This window comes from Polynucleobacter sp. 78F-HAINBA (assembly GCF_018882325.1).
Lineage (GTDB): Bacteria > Pseudomonadota > Gammaproteobacteria > Burkholderiales > Burkholderiaceae > Polynucleobacter.
In genome coordinates this window covers 104,079-124,764 of record NZ_JACVOQ010000004.1, presented here as the reverse complement: position 1 = coordinate 124,764, position 20,686 = coordinate 104,079, and the positions used below count along the sequence as shown (strand labels likewise).

The following is a 20,686-nucleotide window of genomic DNA, read 5'->3' as shown; positions in this document are numbered from 1 at the left end:
AGATATGACACGTTCAGCTAAAAAAGGCCCATTTTGCGACGCCAGCTTAGTAAAAAAAGTTGAAGTTGCACAAGCCAACAAAGACAAAAAGCCGATCAAAACTTGGTCACGCCGTTCAACAATCCTCCCAGACTTTATTGGTCTGACGATTGCTGTACATAACGGTCGTCAACACGTTCCGGTATATGTATCAGAAAACATGGTGGGTCATAAGTTAGGCGAATTTGCCTTGACCCGTACTTTCAAAGGTCACGCTGCTGACAAGAAAGTAACAAAGAAGTAAGGGGATGATGATGGAAGTTAAAGCTATTCACAAGGGCGCCCGCATTTCTGCGCAAAAGACACGTTTGGTCGCTGACCAAATCCGTGGTTTGCCAATTGCTCGCGCTATGAACATTTTGAATTTCAGCCCCAAGAAAGCTGCCTTCATTGTGAAGAAAGTTGTTGAGTCCGCAATGGCCAACGCTGAACACAATAAGGGTGCTGATATTGATGAGCTCAAGGTTTCAACAATTATTGTTGATAAAGGTACTTCCTTGAAGCGCTTCACAGCACGTGCTAAGGGTCGCGGTAATCAAATCGAAAAACAAACATGTCACATCACCGTGACCTTGAGTAACTAAGGGAAGATATGGGACAAAAGATAAACCCAACCGGATTCCGACTCTCGGTAACGAAGAACTGGACATCAAAGTGGTATGCAAACAATACTGATTTTGCGAAGATGCTCAAAGAGGACGTAGATGTCCGCATCTATCTCAAGAAGAAGTTGAAGAATGCATCAGTAAGTAAAGTGATTATTGAGCGTCCTGCAAAGAACGCACGCATCACAATTTACAGCTCACGCCCAGGTGTTGTGATCGGTAAAAAAGGTGAAGATATTGAAGTTCTCCGTCGTGAACTCCAGAAGCGTATGGGCGTTCCAGTCCATGTGAACATCGAAGAAATTCGTAAGCCTGAAGTTGATGCTCAATTGATCGCTGACTCTATTACTCAACAGTTAGAGAAGCGCATCATGTTCCGTCGTGCAATGAAGCGTGCAATGCAAAATGCAATGCGCCTTGGTGCACAAGGAATCAAGATCATGTCTTCTGGTCGTTTGAATGGTGCTGAAATTGCACGTCGCGAATGGTACCGTGAAGGTCGTGTTCCACTTCATACATTGAAGGCTGATATTGATTACGCAACTTCAGAAGCGGAAACAACATACGGCATCATCGGTGTAAAAGTTTGGGTATACAAAGGCGATACATTAGGCCGCGGTGCTGATGCTGTAGCAGTAACAGCAGAGCCAGCAGCTGAAGAGAAAAAGCCACGTCGCGCACCAGCTAAAACAACCGCACGCAAACCAGCAGCTGACAGCAAGCCTTTAGTTGCTGCTAAGCCAGCAGTAAAGCGTGCACCGAAAGCCGCTGAAGCCCCAAGTGCTGAAGCGCAGAAGTCAGGAGAGTAAGCATGCTACAACCAAAGCGTCGTAAGTATCGCAAGGAACAAAAGGGACGTAACACTGGCGTGGCAACACGCGGTAGTTCAGTAGCCTTTGGTGACTTTGGATTGAAAGCTATTGGCCGTGGTCGTTTGACTGCACGTCAGATTGAATCTGCACGTCGCGCAATGACACGTCACATTAAGCGTGGTGGTCGTATCTGGATTCGTATTTTCCCAGACAAGCCAATTTCACAAAAGCCAGCTGAAGTGCGTATGGGTAACGGTAAAGGTAATCCAGAGTACTACGTAGCAGAAATTCAACCAGGCAAGATTTTGTACGAGATGGATGGTGTGGATGAAGGTTTGGCGCGCGAGGCTTTCAAGCTTGCTGCTGCTAAGTTGCCATTGCAAACCACTTTCGTGATTCGCCACTTAGGTTGATCGGGATAGAGATTATGAAAAAGACAGAATTAGCATCCAAAGATCTGGTTGCCTTGAACGCAGAATTAACAGAGCTCTTGAAGACTAGCTTCAAGCTCCGTATGCAAAAGGGTACTCAGCAACTCACAAATACCAGCCAATTGGGTAAAACTAAGCGTGAAATTGCTCGCGTGAAGACTTTTATTACTCAAAAAACTGCACAGAAATAAGGAAAAAGGGATATGACAGAATTATCTAAACCCTTGCGCCGCACCCTTGTGGGTCGTGTCGTTAGCGATAAAATGCAAAAAACTGTGACTGTGCTAGTTGAGCGCCAAGTAAAACATGCGCTTTATGGCAAATATGTTGGACAGTCCAAAAAATACCACGCTCATGACGAAGCTGGCCAATACAAGATGGGTGATACCGTTGAAATTGCTGAATCTAAGCCAATTTCACGTACTAAATCTTGGGTTGTGACCCGTTTAGTTCAAGAATCCAAAGGTATTTAAAGAAATATTAGGGATTTTGGCGAACTTTCTTGCCAAATCCCTGTTTTGCGTAGTATGATAGAAGGCTTCTCTGGTTTTATTGGGAGAAGCAGTGTTTTTTCATTAATTCCGGGTTTTAACTTTCGTTAAAGCCCATAGACGGAACCAAGACTGTTTGCCTTTGGCTAACAAGTTGGGGATTAAAAAATGATTCAGACCGAAAGTAGATTACAGGTCGCCGATAACACAGGCGCCAGTGAAGTTTTGTGCATCAAGGTATTGGGCGGCTCTAAGCGTCGTTACGCCAGTATCGGTGATGTCATCAAAGTGACTGTAAAGTCCGCTGCTCCACGTGGCCGTGTAAAAAAAGGTGATATTTATAACGCCGTAGTAGTGAGAACTGCTAAGGGTGTACGCCGTCCAGACGGCTCATTGATTAAGTTCGATGGAAACGCTGCAGTATTGCTCAACGCTAAGTTAGAGCCAATCGGCACACGTATCTTTGGACCAGTTACGCGCGAATTGCGTACTGAGAAGTTCATGAAGATCGTTTCTCTCGCCCCCGAAGTTATTTAAGAGGCTGATATGAAAAAGATTCGTAAAGGTGATTCAGTAGTTCTGTTGACTGGCCGCGATAAGGGCAAGCAAGGGACAGTTACAGCCGTTCTCGAGAACAAATTAGTAATCGAAGGCGTAAATATTTACAAAAAGAGCGTTAAGCCAAATCCAGCAGCCGGCGTTACTGGCGGCATGATTGACAAGACGATGCCTGTACACATTTCTAATGTGGCTGTGGTTGACGGTAACGGCAAACCATCACGTGTTGGTATCAAACTCGTGGACGGTAAAAAGCAACGTTTCCTCAAAACCACTGGCGCAACTTTAAGCGCATAAGGGGCACGGAGAAATTATGAGCACACGTTTTCAAGAACACTATCAAGCTAAAGTTGTTGCTGATTTGATCGCCAAATTTGGTTACAAGTCAGTAATGGAAGTTCCACGTATCACTAAGGTAACCCTGAACATGGGCTTGGGCGATGCAGTGAACGACAAGAAAATTATCGAAAATGCAGTTGGTGATTTGACTAAAGTAGCAGGTCAAAAGCCAGTTGTGACAAAAGCGAAAAAAGCGATTGCTGGTTTCAAAATTCGTCAAGGCTACCCAATCGGTGCCATGGTGACATTGCGTGGTGCACGCATGTACGAATTTTTAGATCGTTTCGTGACTGTTGCTTTGCCACGCGTACGTGACTTCCGCGGAATTTCCGGTAAGGCATTTGACGGCCGTGGTAACTACAACATCGGCGTTAAAGAGCAAATCATTTTCCCTGAAATCGAATACGACAAAATTGATGCCCTCCGTGGTCTCAACATCAGTATTACGACGACCGCTAAGACTGACGAAGAAGCAAAAGCTTTGTTAGCAGCGTTCAAATTCCCATTCCGCAATTAAGAGGCTAACGTGGCAAAACTATCCCTAATTGAGCGCGAGAATAAGCGCGCTAAAACTGTAGAGAAGTACGCTGTAAAGCGTGCTGAACTCAAGGCAATCATTGCTGATCAATCACGCAGTGATGAAGAGCGCTATGAAGCTCGCTTGAAGCTACAGGCACTTCCACGTAACGCAAGCCCGATTCGTCAAAGAAATCGTTGTTCATTAACCGGTCGTCCACGCGGTGTATTCAGCAAGTTTGGTTTAGCGCGTAGCAAGATTCGTGAAATCGCCTTCCGTGGCGAAATCCCCGGTTTAACCAAGGCCAGCTGGTAAGCGGCGAAAGAATTAGGAGAACTCATGAGTATCAGCGATCCAATCGCCGACATGTTGACAAGGATCCGCAATGCGCAAGCAGTGCAGAAACCCGTAGTCTTGATGCCGTCGTCAAAAGTTAAAGTAGCTATTGCAAAAGTCTTGCAGGATGAAGGTTATATCGATAGTTTTGAAATCAAAGGTGAAGCAGCTAAGCCAGTGCTACACATTGAACTCAAATACTACGCAGGCCGCCCTGTTATTGAGCGTATTGACCGTGTTTCTACACCAAGTCTACGTATCTACAAAGGCCGTCACGACATTCCTGAAGTGATGAATGGCTTGGGCATTGCAATTATTTCAACCCCACAAGGCGTAATGACAGACCGCAAAGCACGTGCAAACGGCGTTGGTGGCGAAGTTATTTGCTACGTCGCGTAAGGAGAGAAATATGTCCCGCGTTGGTAAATCACCTATTCCAGTCCCTAAGGGCGCTGAAATCAGCATCAACGGTGCAAACATTACTGTTAAGGGTCCATTGGGAACTTTGACACATAACTTGCATCCTTCTGTTGGTTTGAAACAAGAAGATGGCGTATTGACAGTTGTTTTAAATAACGACACACCAGAAGCTGGTGCACAGTCAGGTACAGCCCGCGCTTTAGTAAACAACATGGTTGTTGGCGTAACTGCTGGCTTTGAGCGCAAGCTCAGCTTGGTAGGCGTTGGTTACCGTGCTGCTGCTCAAGGCGAAACATTGAAGTTGCAGTTAGGTTTCTCACACGACATTATTTACAACCTGCCAAAGGGTGTAAAAGCTGAGACGCCAACTCAAACTGAAATCATTATTAAAGGTTCCAACAAGCAGCAAGTTGGCCAGGTTGCCGCTGAAGTTCGCGCATACCGTTCACCAGAGCCATACAAAGGCAAGGGCGTTCGCTACGTGGATGAGGTTGTACACCTGAAAGAAACTAAGAAGAAGTAAGCGAGATTAAAAAATGAATAAAGACGAATCCAGACAAAGACGCGCTAGGCAGACTCGTATTCGCATTGCCGAAGCATTGGCAAATCGCTTAACAGTTATCCGTAGCAACTCACACATTTCTGCACAGGTATACAGCCCATGTGGAACCAAAGTTGTAGCAGCTGCTTCAACAATGGAAAAAGATTTGCGCCAAGCAATCAAAAACGGCGGCAACGCTGATGCGGCAAAACAAATCGGCAAATTAGTTGCTGAGCGTGCTGTTAAAGCAGGCGTTGTTGATGTTGCTTTTGATCGTTCCGGTCATCGTTACCACGGCCGTATTAAGGCCTTAGCTGAAGCTGCGCGTGAAGCCGGCCTGAAGTTCTAATAGGGTTTAGGAAAAAACATGGCAAAAATGCAAAACAAGATGCAAAACGAAGAGCGTGATGACGGTCTTCGCGAGAAGATGATTGCTGTTAATCGTGTAACTAAAGTGGTTAAGGGTGGTCGTATTCTCGGCTTCGCTGCACTCACTGTAGTTGGCGATGGCGATGGTCGTATCGGCATGGGCAAAGGCAAATCAAAAGAAGTTCCAGTTGCTGTTCAAAAGGCAATGGACGAAGCACGCCGCAAGATGATCAAAGTTTCCTTACGTAAAGGTACTTTGCAACACACTGTGATTGGTAAGCATGGCGCGTCACGCGTGATGATTTCTCCAGCAAAAGACGGTACTGGCGTTATCGCTGGTGGCCCAATGCGCGCAATCTTCGATGTAATGGGTGTAACTAACGTTGTTGCTAAGTCTCTTGGCTCAACAAACCCTTACAACATGGTTCGTGCAACGATTGATGGCTTGAGCAAGATGAGCACTCCTTCTGAAATTGCTGCTAAGCGCGGTAAGTCAGTTGAAGAGATTCTCGGCTAAGACCAAAAGATTAGGAATCTATAAATGACAACATCTAACTCCAAAGTCAAACTGCAATTGGTACGCAGCTTGATCGGCACACGCGAAAGCCACCGTGCAACTGTTCGTGGTTTAGGCCTCGGACGTATCAATTCTGTTTCAGAATTGGAAGACACTCCAGCAGTTCGCGGAATGATTAATAAAGTTTCTTATCTAGTTAAAGTCATTGGCTAATAACTAGCAAGTAAATAGGCGAAGAATATGCAACTCAATACACTCAAACCCGCAGAGGGATCCAAGAAAAATCGTCGTCGCGTAGGTCGCGGCATCGGTTCAGGTCTTGGTAAAACTGCAGGCCGCGGTCACAAAGGTCAAAAATCACGTTCCGGCGGATTCCACAAGGTTGGATTCGAGGGCGGTCAGATGCCTATGTATCGTCGTTTGCCAAAACGCGGTTTCGTGTCTTTGACACGTCGTCACGTTGGTCAAATCACTTTGAATGACTTAGCAAAAATCAATTTGCCAGAAGTGGACTTGTTGGTTTTGAGAGCTCATGGTTTTGCTGGCGAGCAGATCAATGCAGTCAAAGTAATTAAAACTGGTGAACTGTCAATTGCTGTGACCCTCAAAGGTATTACAGCAACTGCAGGTGCGAAAGCGGCTATTGAAGCAGCTGGCGGCAAATTGGTTGACTTGGTTTAATTAGTTTTTAGTAAACGATGGCACTCGCTCCTACCAACACAGCAAATATTGCTCAATCAGGAAACAAGTTTGGCGAATTACGTCAACGCTTGGTATTCCTAGTTTTGGCATTGCTCGTGTTCCGTTTGGGCGCACACATTCCTGTTCCAGGTATTGATCCTGACCAATTGGCTCAATTGTTCTCCGGTCAAAAAGATGGCATCTTAGGAATGTTCAATCTGTTCTCAGGTGGTGCTTTATCGCGCTTTACAGTTTTTGCTTTAGGAATCATGCCGTACATCTCTGCGTCGATCATCATGCAGTTAATGACGATTGTTGTTCCTTCTTTGGAGTCTTTGAAAAAAGAAGGCCAAGCAGGACAGCGCAAGATTACTCAGTACACCCGTTATGGCACTGTGTTCTTGGCTACATTCCAGGCATTAGGTATCTCAGTTGCACTGCAAGCTCAACCAGGTTTGGTTATTAATCCTGGCTTCATGTTTGAACTCAATACAGTAGTTACTTTAGTTACTGGCACGATGTTCCTGATGTGGCTCGGCGAGCAGATCACTGAGCGCGGTCTTGGCAACGGCATCTCTATTATTATTTTCGGCGGCATTGTTTCTGGCTTGCCAACTGCAATCGGTAGCTTGCTTGAATTAGTTCGTACCGGTTCCATGAACATCCTATCCGCATTACTTATCGTAGTGATTTGTATTGCAGTGACATATTTTGTTGTATTTGTAGAGCGTGGTCAGCGCCGTATTTTGGTGAACTACGCTAAACGTCAAGTTGGTAACAAGGTGTATGGCGGTCAGTCTTCATACTTCCCATTAAAGTTGAACATGGCTGGTGTTATCCCTCCAATTTTTGCTTCATCCATTATTTTGTTCCCTGCAACGATTGCTGGCTGGTTTACATCAGGCGAGCCTACCAATATGTTCAGCAGAATTATTAAAGACTTGGCAGCAACATTAGCCCCAGGTCAACCTGTTTACACAATTTTGTATGCAGCTGCGATTATTTTCTTCTGCTTCTTCTACACAGCTTTGGTTTTCAACAGCCGTGAGACTGCAGATAACTTAAAGAAGAGCGGTGCTTTTGTTCCAGGTATTCGTCCTGGCGATCAGACTGGTCGTTATATCGACAAGATCTTGGTTCGTTTGACATTGGCTGGTGCAATTTATATGGTTTTGGTTTGCTTGTTGCCAGAATTCTTAGTGTTGAAGTACAACGTGCCATTCTATTTTGGCGGTACTTCATTGTTGATTATTGTCGTTGTTGCAATGGATTTCATGGCTCAAGTTCAGTCATTCGTAATGCAACAACAATATGGTTCTTTGATGAAAAAAGCTAACTTTAAGATGGGCGCTTAACTGAATGTCTAAAGACGATGTAATTCAGATGGCGGGAGAAATTATTGAGAATTTGCCGAACGCAATGTTTCGCGTGAAGCTAGAGAACGGACATGTGGTTCTAGGGCACATTTCTGGAAAGATGAGGATGCATTACATCCGCATCCTGCCAGGAGATAAGGTGACGGTGGAGATGACTCCTTACGACCTGACGCGCGCAAGAATCATTTTCCGAGCGAAGTAAAGATTAAGTAGTACATATTTTTTTAGAGGTGAGTTATGAAAGTTTTGGCATCCGTTAAGTGTATTTGCAGAAATTGCAAGATCATTAAGCGCAAACGCGTTGTGCGCGTGATCTGTTCTTCAGACGCACGTCATAAGCAGCGTCAAGGCTGATCTGGTTAATTAAGAGGAAATCTCATGGCACGTATCGCTGGGGTAAATATCCCAAATCATCAACATACTGTTATCGGTTTAACAGCAATTTTTGGCATCGGCACAACTCGTGCTCGCAAAATTTGTGAAACCACAGGTGTTGCTATCGACAAAAAAGTTAAAGATCTTACTGACGGTGACTTGGAAAAGTTGCGTGATGAAGTAGGTAAGTTCATCACTGAAGGTGACCTTCGTCGTGAAGTAACGATGAGCATCAAGCGTTTGATGGACTTAGGCTGCTATCGTGGCGTTCGTCATCGTAAGGGCTTGCCTGTACGTGGTCAACGTACTAAGACTAACGCGCGTACCCGCAAGGGCCCACGTAAGTCTGGCGTGCAACTCAAGAAATAATCAAGAAAGTTTATTGACATGGCAAAACAACAATCCGCTTCTGCAGCTTCACAGCGCGCACGCAAGAAGGTTAAAAAGAACGTTGCTGACGGTATTGCACACGTTCACGCTTCTTTTAATAACACCATTATTACGATCACTGATCGCCAAGGTAATGCGCTTTCATGGGCAACATCTGGTGGCCAGGGTTTCAAGGGCTCACGTAAATCAACACCTTTTGCTGCTCAGGTAGCTGCTGAAGTTGCTGGTAAGACAGCCATTGAATGCGGTATCAAGAATTTGGAAGTTCAGATCAAAGGCCCAGGCCCAGGTCGTGAATCAGCAGTTCGTGCATTGAACTCATTGGGCATCAAGATCACTGAGATTCAAGACGTAACTCCAGTTCCACACAATGGTTGCCGTCCTCCTAAGCGTCGTCGTATCTAAGCTTGGATGTTGGCAGTACAACAGTTTTAGTAGTTTTTTATTAAAGCCCACTGTTCGCCTGATTTAAAAGGCGAACTCACCGCCGGTCGTAAGACTGCGGCAAAGAAAGGAAAGCATCGTGGCACGTTACTTAGGGCCTAAGGCCAAATTAGCACGTCGGGAAGGTACCGACTTATTTTTAAAGAGCGCACGTCGCGCCCTGTCAGACAAGTGCAAGTTAGATACTAAGCCTGGTCAACATGGCCGTACATCTGGCTCAAGAACATCTGATTACGGTAATCAATTGCGTGAAAAGCAAAAGGTTAAGCGTATCTATGGCGTATTAGAGCGTCAATTCCGTCGTTACTTCGCGGAAGCTGAGCGTCGTAAGGGCAACACTGGTGAAACATTGCTCCAGTTGCTTGAGTCACGTTTAGACAACGTGGTATATCGCATGGGCTTTGGTTCTACTCGTGCTGAAGCGCGTCAATTGGTTTCTCATTGCGCAATTTTGCTCAATGGCAGCCCAGTAAACATTCCATCAATTCAGGTTAAGCCTGGTGATGTAGTGGCGATTCGTGAAAAAGCGAAGAAGCAAGCGCGTATTACAGAATCACTCAATTTGGTTGGACAAATGGCAGCTGTTACTTGGGTTTCAGTTGACGCAGCCAAGCTTGAGGGAACGTTTAAGCAAGTGCCTGACCGTGAAGATATTAGCGGTGAAATTAATGAAAGTTTGATCGTCGAATTGTATTCACGCTAATTAGGTACTCTCAAGGGAAAAATATGCAAACAAATTTGCTCAAGCCAAAAATTATTTCTGTTGAAGCGCTTACCGCCAACCAAGCTAAGGTTGTTATGGAGCCGTTCGAGCGTGGCTATGGTCACACACTCGGCAATGCATTACGTCGTGTTTTGTTGTCCTCGATGGTTGGTTATGCGCCAACTGAAGTAGCAATTGCTGGTGTTGTTCATGAATACTCCACATTAGATGGCGTTCAAGAGGATGTAGTTAACCTTTTGTTGAACCTCAAAGGTATCGTATTTAAGTTGCAGTCACGTGACGAAGTTACTATCAATTTGCGTAAAGAAGGCCCAGGCGTTGTTACTGCAAAAGATATTGATTTGCCACATGATGTAGAAATCATTAACCCTGATCACGTTATCGCTCACCTGTCAGCTGGTGGCAAGTTGGATATGCAGATCAAGGTTGAAAAAGGCCGTGGCTATGTACCAGGCAATATGCGTCAATACCATGACGAAGCTACCAAGATCATTGGTCGCATCGTATTGGATGCCTCATTTAGCCCAGTAAGCCGTGTTAGCTACGCTGTTGAGTCTGCTCGTGTTGAGCAACGTACCGACCTCGATCGTCTCGTAATGACAATCGAAACAAACGGTGTGTTGTCTCCCGAAGAGGCGATTCGTCAAGCCGCTACCATTTTGGTTGACCAGTTAGTTGTATTCGCAGCCCTCGAAAGCAGCGAAGTTTCTGGTGATCTCGCACCAAGCCGCTCTTCAATGGTTGATCCAATGTTGATGCGTCCGGTTGATGATCTCGAACTCACAGTGCGCTCTGCAAACTGCTTGAAGGCTGAGAACATTTACTACATCGGTGACTTGATTCAACGTACAGAGAATGAATTGTTGAAGACGCCTAATTTAGGTCGTAAGTCTTTGAATGAAATCAAAGATGTATTGGCGGCTCGTGGCTTAAGTCTTGGCATGAAACTCGAAAGCTGGCCTCCAGCTAACCTCGAGAAATAATTAGAAAGGAAGCATCATGCGTCACGGAAACGGCTTACGCAAACTAAACAGAACATCATCACATCGCTTGGCGATGCTGCGCAACATGTCCAATTCACTCTTGGAGCACGAAGTCATTAAAACGACTTTGCCAAAAGCAAAAGAATTGCGCATGGTTGTTGAGCCTTTAATTACCTTGGGTAAAAAAGATAACTTAGCAAACCGTCGCTTGGCATTCAATCGCACACGCGATCGCGATATCGTGACCAAACTCTTCACAGAGCTCGGCCCACGTTACGCAACTCGTCCAGGCGGCTACCTTCGTATTTTGAAGTTTGGCTTCCGTCATGGTGACAATGCACCTATGGCTTTGGTTGAGTTGGTAGATCGTCCGGAAGTTGAAGAAACAGCAGTAGCTGAAGAGGCTTAAGCCCTTTAGCAAGATTAAAAGCCAGGCTTCGGTCTGGCTTTTTTCATTTATACCGCTATAAATACATCATGACCAAAGACCAATCTGCTGAACTATTGATTATTGTCACCAGTTTTGCATCCCTTGAAGATGCAAAGAAAATGGCGCATCAATTGCTTGAAGGTCATCTGGCTGCTTGCGTGCAAATTCAGGAGGGTGTGCATTCCATCTATCGCTGGGAAGGCAAGATTTGCGAAGCAAGGGAAGTTCTATTGTCAGCAAAGACGGTTGCAGATAAGTGGGTAGATATTTCTAATTTCATCAAAAGTCATCACCCTTATGATTTGCCAGAGGTGATTGCCTACGCTCCCGAAAAATATGAAGCGCTGTATGGCAAGTGGGTGCAGGCCGAGGTAAAGTGAGTGCCATGAGAATGATTAATAAATTCATCCCGGTTCTAGCGGCACTCCTATTCTTTGTTGGAAATGCTTTCGCAGCCCCAGAATTCCTACCGCCTGAGAAAGCATTTCAGGCTGAAGCAACGTGGGTGGTGAATACAAACGACATCGAGTTGGAGATTTTTCCAGCCAAGGGTTATTACATCTATCAAGAATCCCTGCATTTCAAGATGGGCTCCGAGCCCAGTAAATTAGGGCTTGTAAAGGCATCACTCCCTGCTGGAGTTGAAAAGTATGACGAAACTTTTCAGAAGAAAATGCAGGTTTATAAGCAGGTATTTCTGCTCACGCTAGATAAAAAAGCGGAAGCGGGAAAGCCTCTATATCTAGAGTTGGAGTTGCAAGGTTGCGCTGAAGCGGGAATTTGTTATCCACCAATGACTCTCAAGTTCCTACTTGCAGGCACTGGCGTAAAGGCTGGGCCGATACCAGAATTATTGGAAGGCGTTGAAGCAGGTAATACCCCCAAAAAAGAATTAAGCCTAATGGATGTATGGCGTGAGCGTGATGACGTTAATGCCATTGGTCGCTTTTTAGAAAGCACGCCAACTGGATATCTTTTCCTAGCTTTCTTTATTCTGGGCCTGGCATTAGCTTTCACCCCCTGTGTTCTTCCGATGCTGCCGATTCTCTCGAGCGTGGTATTTGGAACGCAGGGTAAGCAATCCATCAGTAAGGGCCGCGCAAGCTTATTGGCGGTGGCCTATGTGCTCGGTATGGCCTGCGTATATGCTTTGGCCGGAGTCTTGATGGCTGCCTTAGGTGGAAGTGTCCAAAGAGCTCTACAGAGCCCTATAGCGCTGATTGGGTTTGCATTGCTTCTATTGGCCTTATCAGGCAGCCTATTTGGCCTATATGAGCTCAGAATGCCCCAGTCTTGGCAGCAAAAGGTGGATCAATTAGCAGGGCGCCACAAAGGTGGCAGTTTTGCGGGTGCCTTTGCTCTGGGTGGAATTTCTACATTAGTTGCCAGCCCTTGCATTACCGCCCCTTTAGCAGGAGTACTCGCTTTCATTGCCCAAACGGGCTCAATGAGTTTGGGGGCAGGCCTCCTCTTTGTAATGGCTTTGGGTATGGGCTTGCCACTCCTCTTTATTGCTATTGAAGCGCGCATCCTCATTCCATCAACTGGTATTTGGATGGTTTGGTTGCAAAGAACATTGGGTGTTTTATTGGTTGCTACTGCGGCATGGATTGCTTCACCACTATTACAGAATGGCGGTACCGGTGCAACGACTGCCGTTGCTAATGGCCAGCGCCAACATCAGATTGGAAATGCAAGTTTTGCTGTGATTGAATCTAGCGCGCAGTTAGATCAAGCCTTAGCCCAAGCAAAAGAGCAAAAGAAATTAGTACTCTTAGATTTTTATGCAGACTGGTGCATTTCTTGCAAGGAGATGGAAGTCAATACTTTCGCAAATCCTGAAGTGAATCAAGAGCTGCAGAAATTTGTTTTGCTGCAAGCCGATGTTACAAAGAATAGCGCTGAGAATCAGGCTTTGTTGAAGCGCTTTGGATTATTTGGCCCGCCCGGAATTTTGATCTTTGATCTCAATTCTGAAGAGTTAAAAGATCAACGTGTAATTGGCTATATGCCGCCACAGCGTTTTGCTGAGCGCTTGAAAAAAGCACTAGCAAATTAAATTACTTGAGGCTGAATAAGTTTTTACTTATTCAGCCCTCACCATCAAAATTTATTTACTTGCTTTAATAAGGCGTGCAGCCTCGAGCGCAAAGTAGGTCAAGATGCCATCTGCACCAGCACGTTTAAATGCAAGCAAAGATTCCATCATCACAGCATCGTGATCAAGCCAGCCGTTTTGTGCGGCAGCTTTGAGCATAGCGTACTCGCCACTTACCTGATACGCATAGGTCGGGTAATTAAATTCATCGCGCACTCTACGTACGATATCTAGGTAAGGCATGCCAGGTTTGACCATCACCATATCAGCACCTTCGCTGATATCGAGAGCAACCTCCCGCAAAGCCTCATCAGTATTGGCGCAATCCATTTGATAGGTTTTCTTATCAGCCTTACCTAAATTTTTTGCTGAACCTACTGCATCACGAAATGGACCATAAAAAGCTGATGCGTATTTGGCTGAGTAAGCCATGATGCGAGTGTGAATGAGTTTCTTCTGCTCTAGCGCCTCACGAATTTTTCCGATACGACCGTCCATCATGTCCGATGGCGCAACGATATCAACACCAGCTTGCGCTTGAGCAACGGCTTGTTGCACCAAGATGGCTGTGGTCTCATCATTCAGAATACGACCTTGCTCATCTAAGACGCCGTCTTGACCATGGCTTGTGTAAGGGTCAAGTGCGACATCCGTCATGATGCCCAAATTAGGAAAGCGCTTCTTGAGTTCACGCACTGCAGTCGGAATTAATCCATTGGGATTAAAAGCTTCTTTTCCATCAGGCGTTTTCAGAGATGCATCAATCACCGGAAAGAGTGCCATCACAGGAATGCCCAACGAAACGCATTCTTCAGCAACACCAAACAATAAATCGAGGGATACGCGATTCACGCCAGGCATTGAGGCAACAGCTTCTGATTTACCTTGGCCTTCAAGTAGGAATACTGGGTAGATCAAGTCATTGGCAGAAAAGCTGTTCTCTTGCATCAGGCGACGCGACCAATCATCGCGACGCATGCGACGTGGGCGGTGCGCCGGAAAGTTCAACAAAGAGTTAGCTTGTGATTTCATCTTCTTGAGTCTCTGCTTCAAATAACCATTTAATAACAATATTGTCGGCCTCTTCAAGGCCAATACGCTTGGTGCTTGAAAATAATTGTGCCGTAAGTTGCTTGGATTCACCATTGCCATCAGGTAGCGCCGGATCATATTGCTGCAATTGTTTGCGAACCGCTTCTAAAACATGCTTGCACTCACTTTTATTGAGCTTGTCGCACTTGCTGAGCAAAACATGAATAGGTTTACCAGTCGGCACAAACCATTGGATCATTTGCTCGTCCAGCTCGGTAATGCCTCGCCTGGAGTCCACAATGAGGACCATGCCTACCAGTTGCTCCCGCTCCTGCAGGTAATCGCTTAGAAGGGCATTCCAGTGGTATTTGGTCTCATGATTGACGGCTGCATAGCCATATCCCGGTAAATCCACTAAATAGGCTAAAAGATCATCTTTTGCAAAAAGACCAAAATAGTTGATGTGCTGGGTACGTCCTGGCGTTTTACTGGCAAAAGCGAGGCGTTTTTGGTTGCAAAGTACGTTAATTGCACTAGATTTACCCGCATTTGAGCGCCCAGCAAAGGCCACCTCTCGGAGTGGAGTGGCAGGCAGGCAATGGGTGTCATTGACTGTGGTCGCAAATCGGGCTTGAAAGAGTTTAGACATGTCCAGAAGCTATTGTAAAATCACGCAAAATCATGAAATATCTCATGGTGTTGGGTAAAAGGTTGTAAAAGTAGGGCCCAAACACTTTTAGGAATTTTTGCCAAGGTAAACATAATGCGTCAAACCTCTCAAATCTCCAAATTAACTAGCGTAAGCGCTAGCCTGGCCGCTGGCTTATTACTGGCAATGACCAGCTTCTCTGGCGTGGTTAGCGCCGCAGATCCTGCGCCTGCTGCCGCTCCGATGGCGGAAGCTGCTAAGCCAGCCGTTCCGGGCAAGCCTAAAGTCGATCCTGCGGCTGGCGAAGCGCTGTACTCTAACGGCGACGCTAGTCGTGGCGTGACTGCCTGCCTAACTTGCCACGGCCCTAAAGGCCAAAGCGCAACTGCTACTTGGCCTAAGTTGTCTGCTCAGCATGCAGCATACACAGCCAAGCAGTTAAAGAACTTCAAAGATGGTTCACGTGCTAACCCGGTCATGATGGGAATGGCCGCTACCCTGACTGAGCAAGATATGAATAATATTTCTGCTTACTTGGCTAGTCAGCCAGTTTCACAGGGTGTTGCTCAGAACAAAGACACGATTGAATTGGGTCAAAGCATCTACCGTGGTGGTATCGCTGCTAAAGGCGTTCCAGCATGTGCAGCATGTCATAGCCCAACTGGTGCCGGCATCCCATCACAGTACCCACGCATGGGTGGTCAGTGGGCTGAGTACAACACTGCGCAGTTGCTAGCGTTCCGCGAGGGCACTCGTAAAAATAGCACTCAGATGACAACGATCGCAACTAAGCTTTCTGATCAAGAGATGAAAGCTGTTGCTGATTACATGGCGGGCTTGCATTAATAGTTACGTTCAGCACAAAACAAAAACCCCGCTGAAGTAGCGGGGTTTTTTATTGCCTGGAAATTACCAAGCTAAATGAATAGATAACTAAATTTAGTTTGGTAGGGTGGTTTCACTAGAGAAGAGATCTGTAATATTTTCACGTGCACGAATGACATATGCATTCTTGCCATCAACCATAATCTCAGCAGGTTTTGGCCTGGTGTTGTAATTAGATGCCATTACAAAACCATAAGCACCAGCAGACAGAATAGCAAGCAGGTCACCTTCTTCAACTGCAAGCTTGCGATCTCTTCCAAGCCAGTCACCAGATTCGCATACAGGCCCAACGATGTCATAGGTAGAGCTTGCAACTTGTTTGGTTTGGACGGGGACGATGCCGTGATAAGCCTCGTAGAGGGCTGGACGCATCAACTCTGTCATTGCTGCATCCACAATGCAAAAGTTTTTCTCAGCACCAGGCTTGAGATATTCCACTTGGGTCAAAAGCACGCCAGCATTACCCACAAGGGATCTGCCGGGCTCTAAGACGATATCGAGATGAGCAAAGCCGCGCTCAGCAACACGGTTGAGTAGGGTGTTGGTGAACTCAGTAATGTCAGGCGGGTTGTCATCGCCGTATGAAATGCCAAGGCCCCCACCTAAATCAAGATGATGAATTTCAATACCTTCTTTTTTCAGCTGAGCAACTAACTCGAGCACCTTATCAAGCGCATCAAGGTATGGTGCAGTTGTAGTGATTTGCGAGCCAATATGGCAATCGATTCCAACCACATCAATTTGTGAGAGTAATGCAGCTTCACGATAGGTTTTTAGAACCTCGTGATAAGCGATGCCGAATTTATTGCCTTTTAATCCAGTAGAGATGTAAGGATGCGTTTGTGCATCCACATCGGGATTCACGCGTAAGGAAATTGGGGCACGGCAGTTGAGCTTAGTTGCTACGCGATTAATTTGATGCAGCTCTGCAATCGATTCCACATTGATGCATTTAACACCTGCTTGCAATGCTTGAGCGATTTCATGGGCGGATTTACCAACACCTGCAAATACCAAACTTTTTGGATCTGCACCAACTGCCAGTGCACGAGCTAATTCACCACCGCTGACTAAGTCAAAGCCAGAGCCTAATTTTTTGAAGCAATCAATCACCGCTAAATTGCTATTGGCTTTCATGGCGTAATGAACGCGAGCACGTCGCTTCCCAGAGGAATCTACACAAGCTTTGTCATAGGCTTGATACGCCTCGGTTAACGCTTTTTTGCTATAGACATACAAAGGCGTGCCAAACTCTTTTGCCAAATCTGACAAAGGAATTTCTTCCGCATACCAATTGCCATTGCGTTCTGTAAATCCAGCTAGGTCGGGGAGTGGAATCGCTTTACTTGTCATTGCTTGGCCGATGATGAGTTAGTTGCAGCAGGGCTTTGGGGTGGGTAGAGCTTGCCTTTGGGCTCTGGCTCAGATGGAGGGCTAGGCGCCGGTGGCACATTTGGCAAATATAAGGGCCCTCTAACCCCACATCCAACAAGGGATATTAGAAGGCTAATGCCAAGAGTTCTTTTAAGAATCGCTATCATGAATGTCTCTAAAACGAATGATTGAATATAGCATGCAGGACTCTAATATGAAGCCAAGCAATTTGACTGTGGAAACCATTGACGATAAGCAATTCCATCAGTTGGGCAGCAATGTATTGCAGTCGATAGAGGTCGCCCTAGAGGCTGCAGACGATGCGCTGGATCTAGACCTCGATGTAGAACGTCAAGGTGGCAACGTCATCAATATTCGATTTAGGGATCGCAGCGTCATTGTGGTTAATACACAGCCACCTTTACATGAAATCTGGGTAGCGGCTAAATCTGGCGGTTATCACTATCGCTGGGCAGGAACTTTGGCTACGCCCCTATGGCTAGATACCAAAACAGGGCGCGAGCTTCTCACTGATTTATCTGAATTTGCTAGTGCCCAAGCTGGGCAGGCAATTGCTATTAGCCTGCTTCATAAATAAGCAAGCTAAAAAATTAAACTGCTCCAGTCGCTGTTAGGGTCTCGATGACCTGAGCGTCAGGGACACTCTTGATTTGCGCTTTACCTATCTTCTCCAGAACGACGTAACGAATCTGACCACCCTCAGTCTTTTTATCTACTTGCATTAATTCCATGTAACGCTGAGCACCAAACTTGGGTGGCGCAATCGGCAGATTCATAGACTGAATAATTTGAGTTAAGCGATTAAGCTCATCTTGGGTGATGAAGTTCAGACGTCGTGAGAGGTCTGCACCCATGACCATGCCGCAGCCAACAGCTTCACCATGTAACCATTCACCATAACCCATGCCGGCTTCAATCGCGTGACCAAAGGTATGGCCAAAATTAAGGGTGGCACGGATGCCGCCTTCTCTCTCGTCTGCTGAAACAACAGCCGATTTAATTTCGCAAGAGCGTAATACTGCATGCGCCATTGCTGCGGTATCGCACGCTAGCAATGCTTTTGCATTTGCTTCTATCCAGCTCAAAAATTCAGCGTCTGCAATTGCACCATGCTTAACTACTTCAGCTAAGCCTGCAGAGAGTTCGCGGGCAGGCAATGTCTTCAAGGTATTGAGGTCGGCAATCACTGCTGCTGGCTGATGAAACGCCCCAATCATATTTTTTCCGAGTGGGTGGTTAATGCCTGTCTTGCCACCGACAGAAGAGTCCACCTGAGCCAGTAAGGTTGTCGGCACTTGAATGAAGCGGATGCCGCGCATAAAGCTGGCAGCAGCAAAGCCGGTCATGTCACCAATAACACCGCCACCTAAAGCTACCAACATGGTTTGGCGATCAGCGCCAAATTTAAGAAGGTCATCAAAAATCAATTGAAGATTTTTCCAGTCCTTATAAGACTCTCCATCAGGCAGCACAATCGTTCTGACAGGCTTACCGAGTTTCTCTAAAGTCTTGGTGAGACGCTCTGCATATAAAGGCGCAACTGTCGTATTGGTAACGATATAAATCGAGGTCGCTTTTTCGCAGGCCTTAAATAATTCTGGCTGATCTATTAAATCTGTACCGATGTGAATGGGGTAGCTACGATTGCCTAGATCAACTTCTAATGTTTTCATGGATAAATTTATGCGGAGAGTTCGAGTTGCATGATGAGAGTATTGACTAGTTGATTGACGCTGGGCTTCCCAGTCTCAATGACATAGTCAGCGATTTCGCGATACAGGGGATCACGAATGGCGTATAGGTTTTCTAAAATCTTTTTTGCATCGCCATTTTTAAGTAGCGGCCTACCTTCACCACCTTTAGTGCGATGCCATAGCTCCATCGGATTGGCGTGGAGATAAATTACTGTTCCTCTTTCACTGAGAAACTGACGATTTTCAGGCAGTAGTACAGCGCCACCACCAGTTGCCAAAATGACATCATGTTCGGCGGTGATGTCCTTGATAGCTTGAGCCTCACGTTTGCGAAATCCATCCTCACCTTCCATTTCAAAGATGACGGGAATCTTGACTCCGCAACGATCTTCAATCACATGGTCGGCATCCAAAAATCGACGACCCAATTTCTTAGCCAGCAATTTACCGACGGTCGACTTCCCGGCGCCCATAAGGCCAATCAGGAAGATATTGTTGGATGAAGAGTTCACCCTCCGATTTTATTAGTGTTTGTCCAGCACAGTGGGAGTTAAGAAGACTAATAGTTCGGTTTTATCTGCTAATTTGGATTTGTGGCGAAATAAATGCCCAATCAAGGGAATGTCACCGAGAAGTGGAACCTTGATTTCATCATCGCGTTCGGTGGTTTGAAAAATGCCACCAATAATGGCTGTGCCTCCATTTTCAACGGTTACCTCAGAGCTGAGGTTTTTGGTGTCGATGGCATATCCCTGTTCGGTTTTCATGCCAATAGTGTCTTTATTGATCCCTACCAACATCGAGATCTTCCCGTCAGGATGAATCTTGGGCAATACCTCTAGGCGTAAATTGGCTTTGCGGAACTGTAATTTGCTCCCGCTTTGAGAGCTCACTTGATAAGGGAGCTCAGTTCCCTGCTCAATTGTGGCTTTAACTTGATCGCCAGTCATGATTCGGGGATTGGAGAGAATCTTGCCCTGGCCATCGGATTCGAGGGCTGAAAGCTCTATTTGCAATAGTCTGGCTGCATTCTTGGAAACCAGGGTTGCAGCCAGGGTGGCTGGGTTAAAGCCAGCTAAGCCAGTCCCTCCTAGATCGAGATTGGCGCTGGCGTTTTGGTCTGGGCGATTGCCAATGCCGTTGGCCTGGTATCCCAACTTCATTCCCAGTTCGCGGGCAAAGCGCTGATCAGCCTCGACAATGCGAGCCTCAATCAGGATCTGGCGAGGGCTATTAATGTGATCGCCCCCAAAAGGTAGAGCGGCATCCTCCCGTCGAAACTTTTGAAAACTCTGAATTTCTGCGTGAGGACCAATCCAGTAAATGTCCCCATTCCGGACAAGTCGTAGGCCCCTGCTGGCAAGAATCGAGTGGAGGGCGGTTTGCCAAGGGGTGTCCTTGAGATCGACCGAGATCTTGCCTTGAATAGATTCGCTGAGCAGGAAGTTGGTATTCCCCATTTTTGCCAAAACCTGCAAAAGTTCAGTCATTTCAATTTGGCTAAATTGCAGGCTAATGCGACTATCTTTGAGGCTAGCCAATGAAGTTCCTTCAG

At 46.1% G+C, this 20,686-nt stretch carries 35 protein-coding genes; 28 read left to right on the top strand and 7 right to left on the bottom strand.

All coding sequences use genetic code 11. From position 1 onward, the window contains the following. The first annotated feature begins 4 nt into the window (after positions 1-4). The 26 genes from rpsS to dsbD all read left to right on the top strand — a co-directional run bounded on the left by rpsS (position 5) and on the right by dsbD (position 13,437). Positions 5-283: a 30S ribosomal protein S19 gene (gene rpsS / locus ICN11_RS05780; RefSeq protein WP_011901904.1), complete on the top strand. Its 279-nt coding sequence runs from the start codon at positions 5-7 to the stop codon at positions 281-283. A gap of 7 nt (positions 284-290) precedes the next feature. Beyond that, positions 291-623 (top strand): 50S ribosomal protein L22, encoded by a 333-nt coding sequence (gene rplV / locus ICN11_RS05775; protein ID WP_215300499.1) that lies wholly within the window; start codon positions 291-293, stop codon positions 621-623. An 8-nt stretch (positions 624-631) separates the two neighbouring features. Next, the gene (gene rpsC, locus ICN11_RS05770) at positions 632-1,453 is read left to right on the top strand and encodes a 30S ribosomal protein S3 (protein WP_215387033.1); all 822 of its coding nucleotides are present in this window, start codon (positions 632-634) and stop codon (positions 1,451-1,453) included. A gap of 2 nt (positions 1,454-1,455) precedes the next feature. Further along, on the top strand, positions 1,456-1,869 hold the full coding sequence (gene rplP, locus ICN11_RS05765; protein ID WP_015420238.1) for a 50S ribosomal protein L16: 414 nt from the start codon (positions 1,456-1,458) through the stop codon (positions 1,867-1,869). Positions 1,870-1,883: 14 nt separating this feature from the next. After that, the gene (gene rpmC, locus ICN11_RS05760) at positions 1,884-2,078 is read left to right on the top strand and encodes a 50S ribosomal protein L29 (protein WP_015420239.1); all 195 of its coding nucleotides are present in this window, start codon (positions 1,884-1,886) and stop codon (positions 2,076-2,078) included. 12 nt (positions 2,079-2,090) lie between these two features. Further along, positions 2,091-2,360, top strand: a complete 270-nt coding sequence (gene rpsQ, locus ICN11_RS05755; protein ID WP_076024550.1) for a 30S ribosomal protein S17 — start codon at positions 2,091-2,093, stop codon at positions 2,358-2,360. Positions 2,361-2,546: 186 nt separating this feature from the next. Beyond that, positions 2,547-2,915 (top strand): 50S ribosomal protein L14, encoded by a 369-nt coding sequence (rplN, locus tag ICN11_RS05750; protein ID WP_015420241.1) that lies wholly within the window; start codon positions 2,547-2,549, stop codon positions 2,913-2,915. Positions 2,916-2,924: 9 nt separating this feature from the next. Next, a complete protein-coding gene (gene rplX, locus ICN11_RS05745) occupies positions 2,925-3,233 on the top strand; it encodes a 50S ribosomal protein L24 (protein WP_011901911.1) in 309 nt (102 codons plus the stop codon). A gap of 16 nt (positions 3,234-3,249) precedes the next feature. Next, positions 3,250-3,792 carry a 50S ribosomal protein L5 gene (gene rplE, locus ICN11_RS05740; RefSeq protein ID WP_046329383.1) on the top strand — a complete coding sequence of 181 codons (543 nt, stop codon included), beginning with the start codon at positions 3,250-3,252 and terminating at the stop codon, positions 3,790-3,792. A gap of 9 nt (positions 3,793-3,801) precedes the next feature. Next, the gene (gene rpsN / locus ICN11_RS05735; RefSeq protein ID WP_015420244.1) at positions 3,802-4,107 is read left to right on the top strand and encodes a 30S ribosomal protein S14; all 306 of its coding nucleotides are present in this window, start codon (positions 3,802-3,804) and stop codon (positions 4,105-4,107) included. A 24-nt stretch (positions 4,108-4,131) separates the two neighbouring features. Then, complete coding sequence (rpsH, locus tag ICN11_RS05730) at positions 4,132-4,527, top strand: 30S ribosomal protein S8 (RefSeq protein WP_015420245.1); 396 nt, start codon at positions 4,132-4,134, stop codon at positions 4,525-4,527. Positions 4,528-4,537: 10 nt separating this feature from the next. After that, entirely contained in the window at positions 4,538-5,071 is a 534-nt protein-coding gene (gene rplF / locus ICN11_RS05725) for a 50S ribosomal protein L6 (protein WP_216229549.1), read from the top strand. Positions 5,072-5,084: 13 nt separating this feature from the next. Continuing rightward, the gene (gene rplR, locus ICN11_RS05720; RefSeq protein WP_216136719.1) at positions 5,085-5,438 is read left to right on the top strand and encodes a 50S ribosomal protein L18; all 354 of its coding nucleotides are present in this window, start codon (positions 5,085-5,087) and stop codon (positions 5,436-5,438) included. A gap of 18 nt (positions 5,439-5,456) precedes the next feature. Beyond that, on the top strand, positions 5,457-5,975 hold the full coding sequence (rpsE, locus tag ICN11_RS05715) for a 30S ribosomal protein S5 (RefSeq protein ID WP_100379470.1): 519 nt from the start codon (positions 5,457-5,459) through the stop codon (positions 5,973-5,975). A gap of 24 nt (positions 5,976-5,999) precedes the next feature. Next, positions 6,000-6,188 (top strand): 50S ribosomal protein L30, encoded by a 189-nt coding sequence (gene rpmD, locus ICN11_RS05710; RefSeq protein WP_015420249.1) that lies wholly within the window; start codon positions 6,000-6,002, stop codon positions 6,186-6,188. A gap of 27 nt (positions 6,189-6,215) precedes the next feature. Continuing rightward, the gene (rplO, locus tag ICN11_RS05705; protein ID WP_015420250.1) at positions 6,216-6,656 is read left to right on the top strand and encodes a 50S ribosomal protein L15; all 441 of its coding nucleotides are present in this window, start codon (positions 6,216-6,218) and stop codon (positions 6,654-6,656) included. Positions 6,657-6,673: 17 nt separating this feature from the next. Beyond that, positions 6,674-8,011 (top strand): preprotein translocase subunit SecY, encoded by a 1,338-nt coding sequence (gene secY / locus ICN11_RS05700; protein WP_216229548.1) that lies wholly within the window; start codon positions 6,674-6,676, stop codon positions 8,009-8,011. 4 nt (positions 8,012-8,015) lie between these two features. Further along, positions 8,016-8,234, top strand: coding sequence for a translation initiation factor IF-1 (gene infA, locus ICN11_RS05695; protein WP_015420252.1), 219 nt, complete (start codon positions 8,016-8,018; stop codon positions 8,232-8,234). Between the two features lie 35 nt (positions 8,235-8,269). After that, positions 8,270-8,386, top strand: coding sequence for a 50S ribosomal protein L36 (gene rpmJ / locus ICN11_RS05690; RefSeq protein WP_012357167.1), 117 nt, complete (start codon positions 8,270-8,272; stop codon positions 8,384-8,386). A gap of 24 nt (positions 8,387-8,410) precedes the next feature. Next, positions 8,411-8,776, top strand: a complete 366-nt coding sequence (rpsM, locus tag ICN11_RS05685) for a 30S ribosomal protein S13 (protein ID WP_015420253.1) — start codon at positions 8,411-8,413, stop codon at positions 8,774-8,776. An 18-nt stretch (positions 8,777-8,794) separates the two neighbouring features. Beyond that, on the top strand, positions 8,795-9,202 hold the full coding sequence (gene rpsK, locus ICN11_RS05680) for a 30S ribosomal protein S11 (RefSeq protein WP_015420254.1): 408 nt from the start codon (positions 8,795-8,797) through the stop codon (positions 9,200-9,202). Between the two features lie 118 nt (positions 9,203-9,320). Further along, complete coding sequence (rpsD, locus tag ICN11_RS05675; RefSeq protein WP_011901924.1) at positions 9,321-9,944, top strand: 30S ribosomal protein S4; 624 nt, start codon at positions 9,321-9,323, stop codon at positions 9,942-9,944. Positions 9,945-9,967: 23 nt separating this feature from the next. After that, positions 9,968-10,948 (top strand): DNA-directed RNA polymerase subunit alpha, encoded by a 981-nt coding sequence (gene rpoA / locus ICN11_RS05670; RefSeq protein ID WP_015420255.1) that lies wholly within the window; start codon positions 9,968-9,970, stop codon positions 10,946-10,948. A gap of 16 nt (positions 10,949-10,964) precedes the next feature. Then, positions 10,965-11,357 (top strand): 50S ribosomal protein L17, encoded by a 393-nt coding sequence (rplQ, locus tag ICN11_RS05665; protein ID WP_015420256.1) that lies wholly within the window; start codon positions 10,965-10,967, stop codon positions 11,355-11,357. Positions 11,358-11,425: 68 nt separating this feature from the next. Then, complete coding sequence (cutA, locus tag ICN11_RS05660) at positions 11,426-11,758, top strand: divalent-cation tolerance protein CutA (RefSeq protein WP_216229547.1); 333 nt, start codon at positions 11,426-11,428, stop codon at positions 11,756-11,758. 5 nt (positions 11,759-11,763) lie between these two features. Further along, positions 11,764-13,437, top strand: a complete 1,674-nt coding sequence (dsbD, locus tag ICN11_RS05655; protein WP_216229546.1) for a protein-disulfide reductase DsbD — start codon at positions 11,764-11,766, stop codon at positions 13,435-13,437. Between the two features lie 51 nt (positions 13,438-13,488). On the opposite strand, the gene hemB is transcribed toward dsbD, so the two are convergent. Both hemB and yihA read right to left on the bottom strand, forming a co-directional pair. Beyond that, positions 13,489-14,508, bottom strand: a complete 1,020-nt coding sequence (gene hemB, locus ICN11_RS05650; RefSeq protein WP_370623606.1) for a porphobilinogen synthase — start codon at positions 14,506-14,508, stop codon at positions 13,489-13,491. Further along, on the bottom strand, positions 14,492-15,157 hold the full coding sequence (gene yihA, locus ICN11_RS05645; RefSeq protein ID WP_216229545.1) for a ribosome biogenesis GTP-binding protein YihA/YsxC: 666 nt from the start codon (positions 15,155-15,157) through the stop codon (positions 14,492-14,494). The genes hemB and yihA overlap by 17 nt, the downstream gene beginning before the upstream one ends. Positions 15,158-15,343: 186 nt before the next feature. On the opposite strand from yihA, the gene ICN11_RS05640 reads away from it, so the two are divergent. After that, positions 15,344-16,003, top strand: a complete 660-nt coding sequence (locus ICN11_RS05640) for a cytochrome c (protein WP_370623607.1) — start codon at positions 15,344-15,346, stop codon at positions 16,001-16,003. Between the two features lie 93 nt (positions 16,004-16,096). On the opposite strand, the gene lysA is transcribed toward ICN11_RS05640, so the two are convergent. Further along, complete coding sequence (lysA, locus tag ICN11_RS05635; protein WP_216229543.1) at positions 16,097-17,395, bottom strand: diaminopimelate decarboxylase; 1,299 nt, start codon at positions 17,393-17,395, stop codon at positions 16,097-16,099. Beyond that, positions 17,392-17,583 carry a lipoprotein gene (locus tag ICN11_RS05630; protein WP_216229542.1) on the bottom strand — a complete coding sequence of 64 codons (192 nt, stop codon included), beginning with the start codon at positions 17,581-17,583 and terminating at the stop codon, positions 17,392-17,394. Before ICN11_RS05630 ends, lysA begins: the two co-directional genes overlap by 4 nt. A gap of 47 nt (positions 17,584-17,630) precedes the next feature. Between ICN11_RS05630 and cyaY the strand changes: the two genes are divergently transcribed. Continuing rightward, a complete protein-coding gene (gene cyaY, locus ICN11_RS05625; protein ID WP_216229541.1) occupies positions 17,631-18,014 on the top strand; it encodes an iron donor protein CyaY in 384 nt (127 codons plus the stop codon). Between the two features lie 13 nt (positions 18,015-18,027). Here cyaY and aroB read toward each other — a convergent pair whose 3' ends face one another. Genes aroB through ICN11_RS05610 form a run of 3 tightly spaced genes read right to left on the bottom strand, consistent with a single transcriptional unit; the run spans position 18,028 to position 20,672 of the window. Beyond that, positions 18,028-19,110, bottom strand: a complete 1,083-nt coding sequence (gene aroB / locus ICN11_RS05620; RefSeq protein ID WP_216229540.1) for a 3-dehydroquinate synthase — start codon at positions 19,108-19,110, stop codon at positions 18,028-18,030. A gap of 8 nt (positions 19,111-19,118) precedes the next feature. Beyond that, entirely contained in the window at positions 19,119-19,643 is a 525-nt protein-coding gene (locus ICN11_RS05615; RefSeq protein WP_215302357.1) for a shikimate kinase, read from the bottom strand. Between the two features lie 12 nt (positions 19,644-19,655). Next, a complete protein-coding gene (locus tag ICN11_RS05610) occupies positions 19,656-20,672 on the bottom strand; it encodes a secretin and TonB N-terminal domain-containing protein (RefSeq protein ID WP_255539897.1) in 1,017 nt (338 codons plus the stop codon). Between the last annotated feature and the right edge of the window lie 14 nt (positions 20,673-20,686).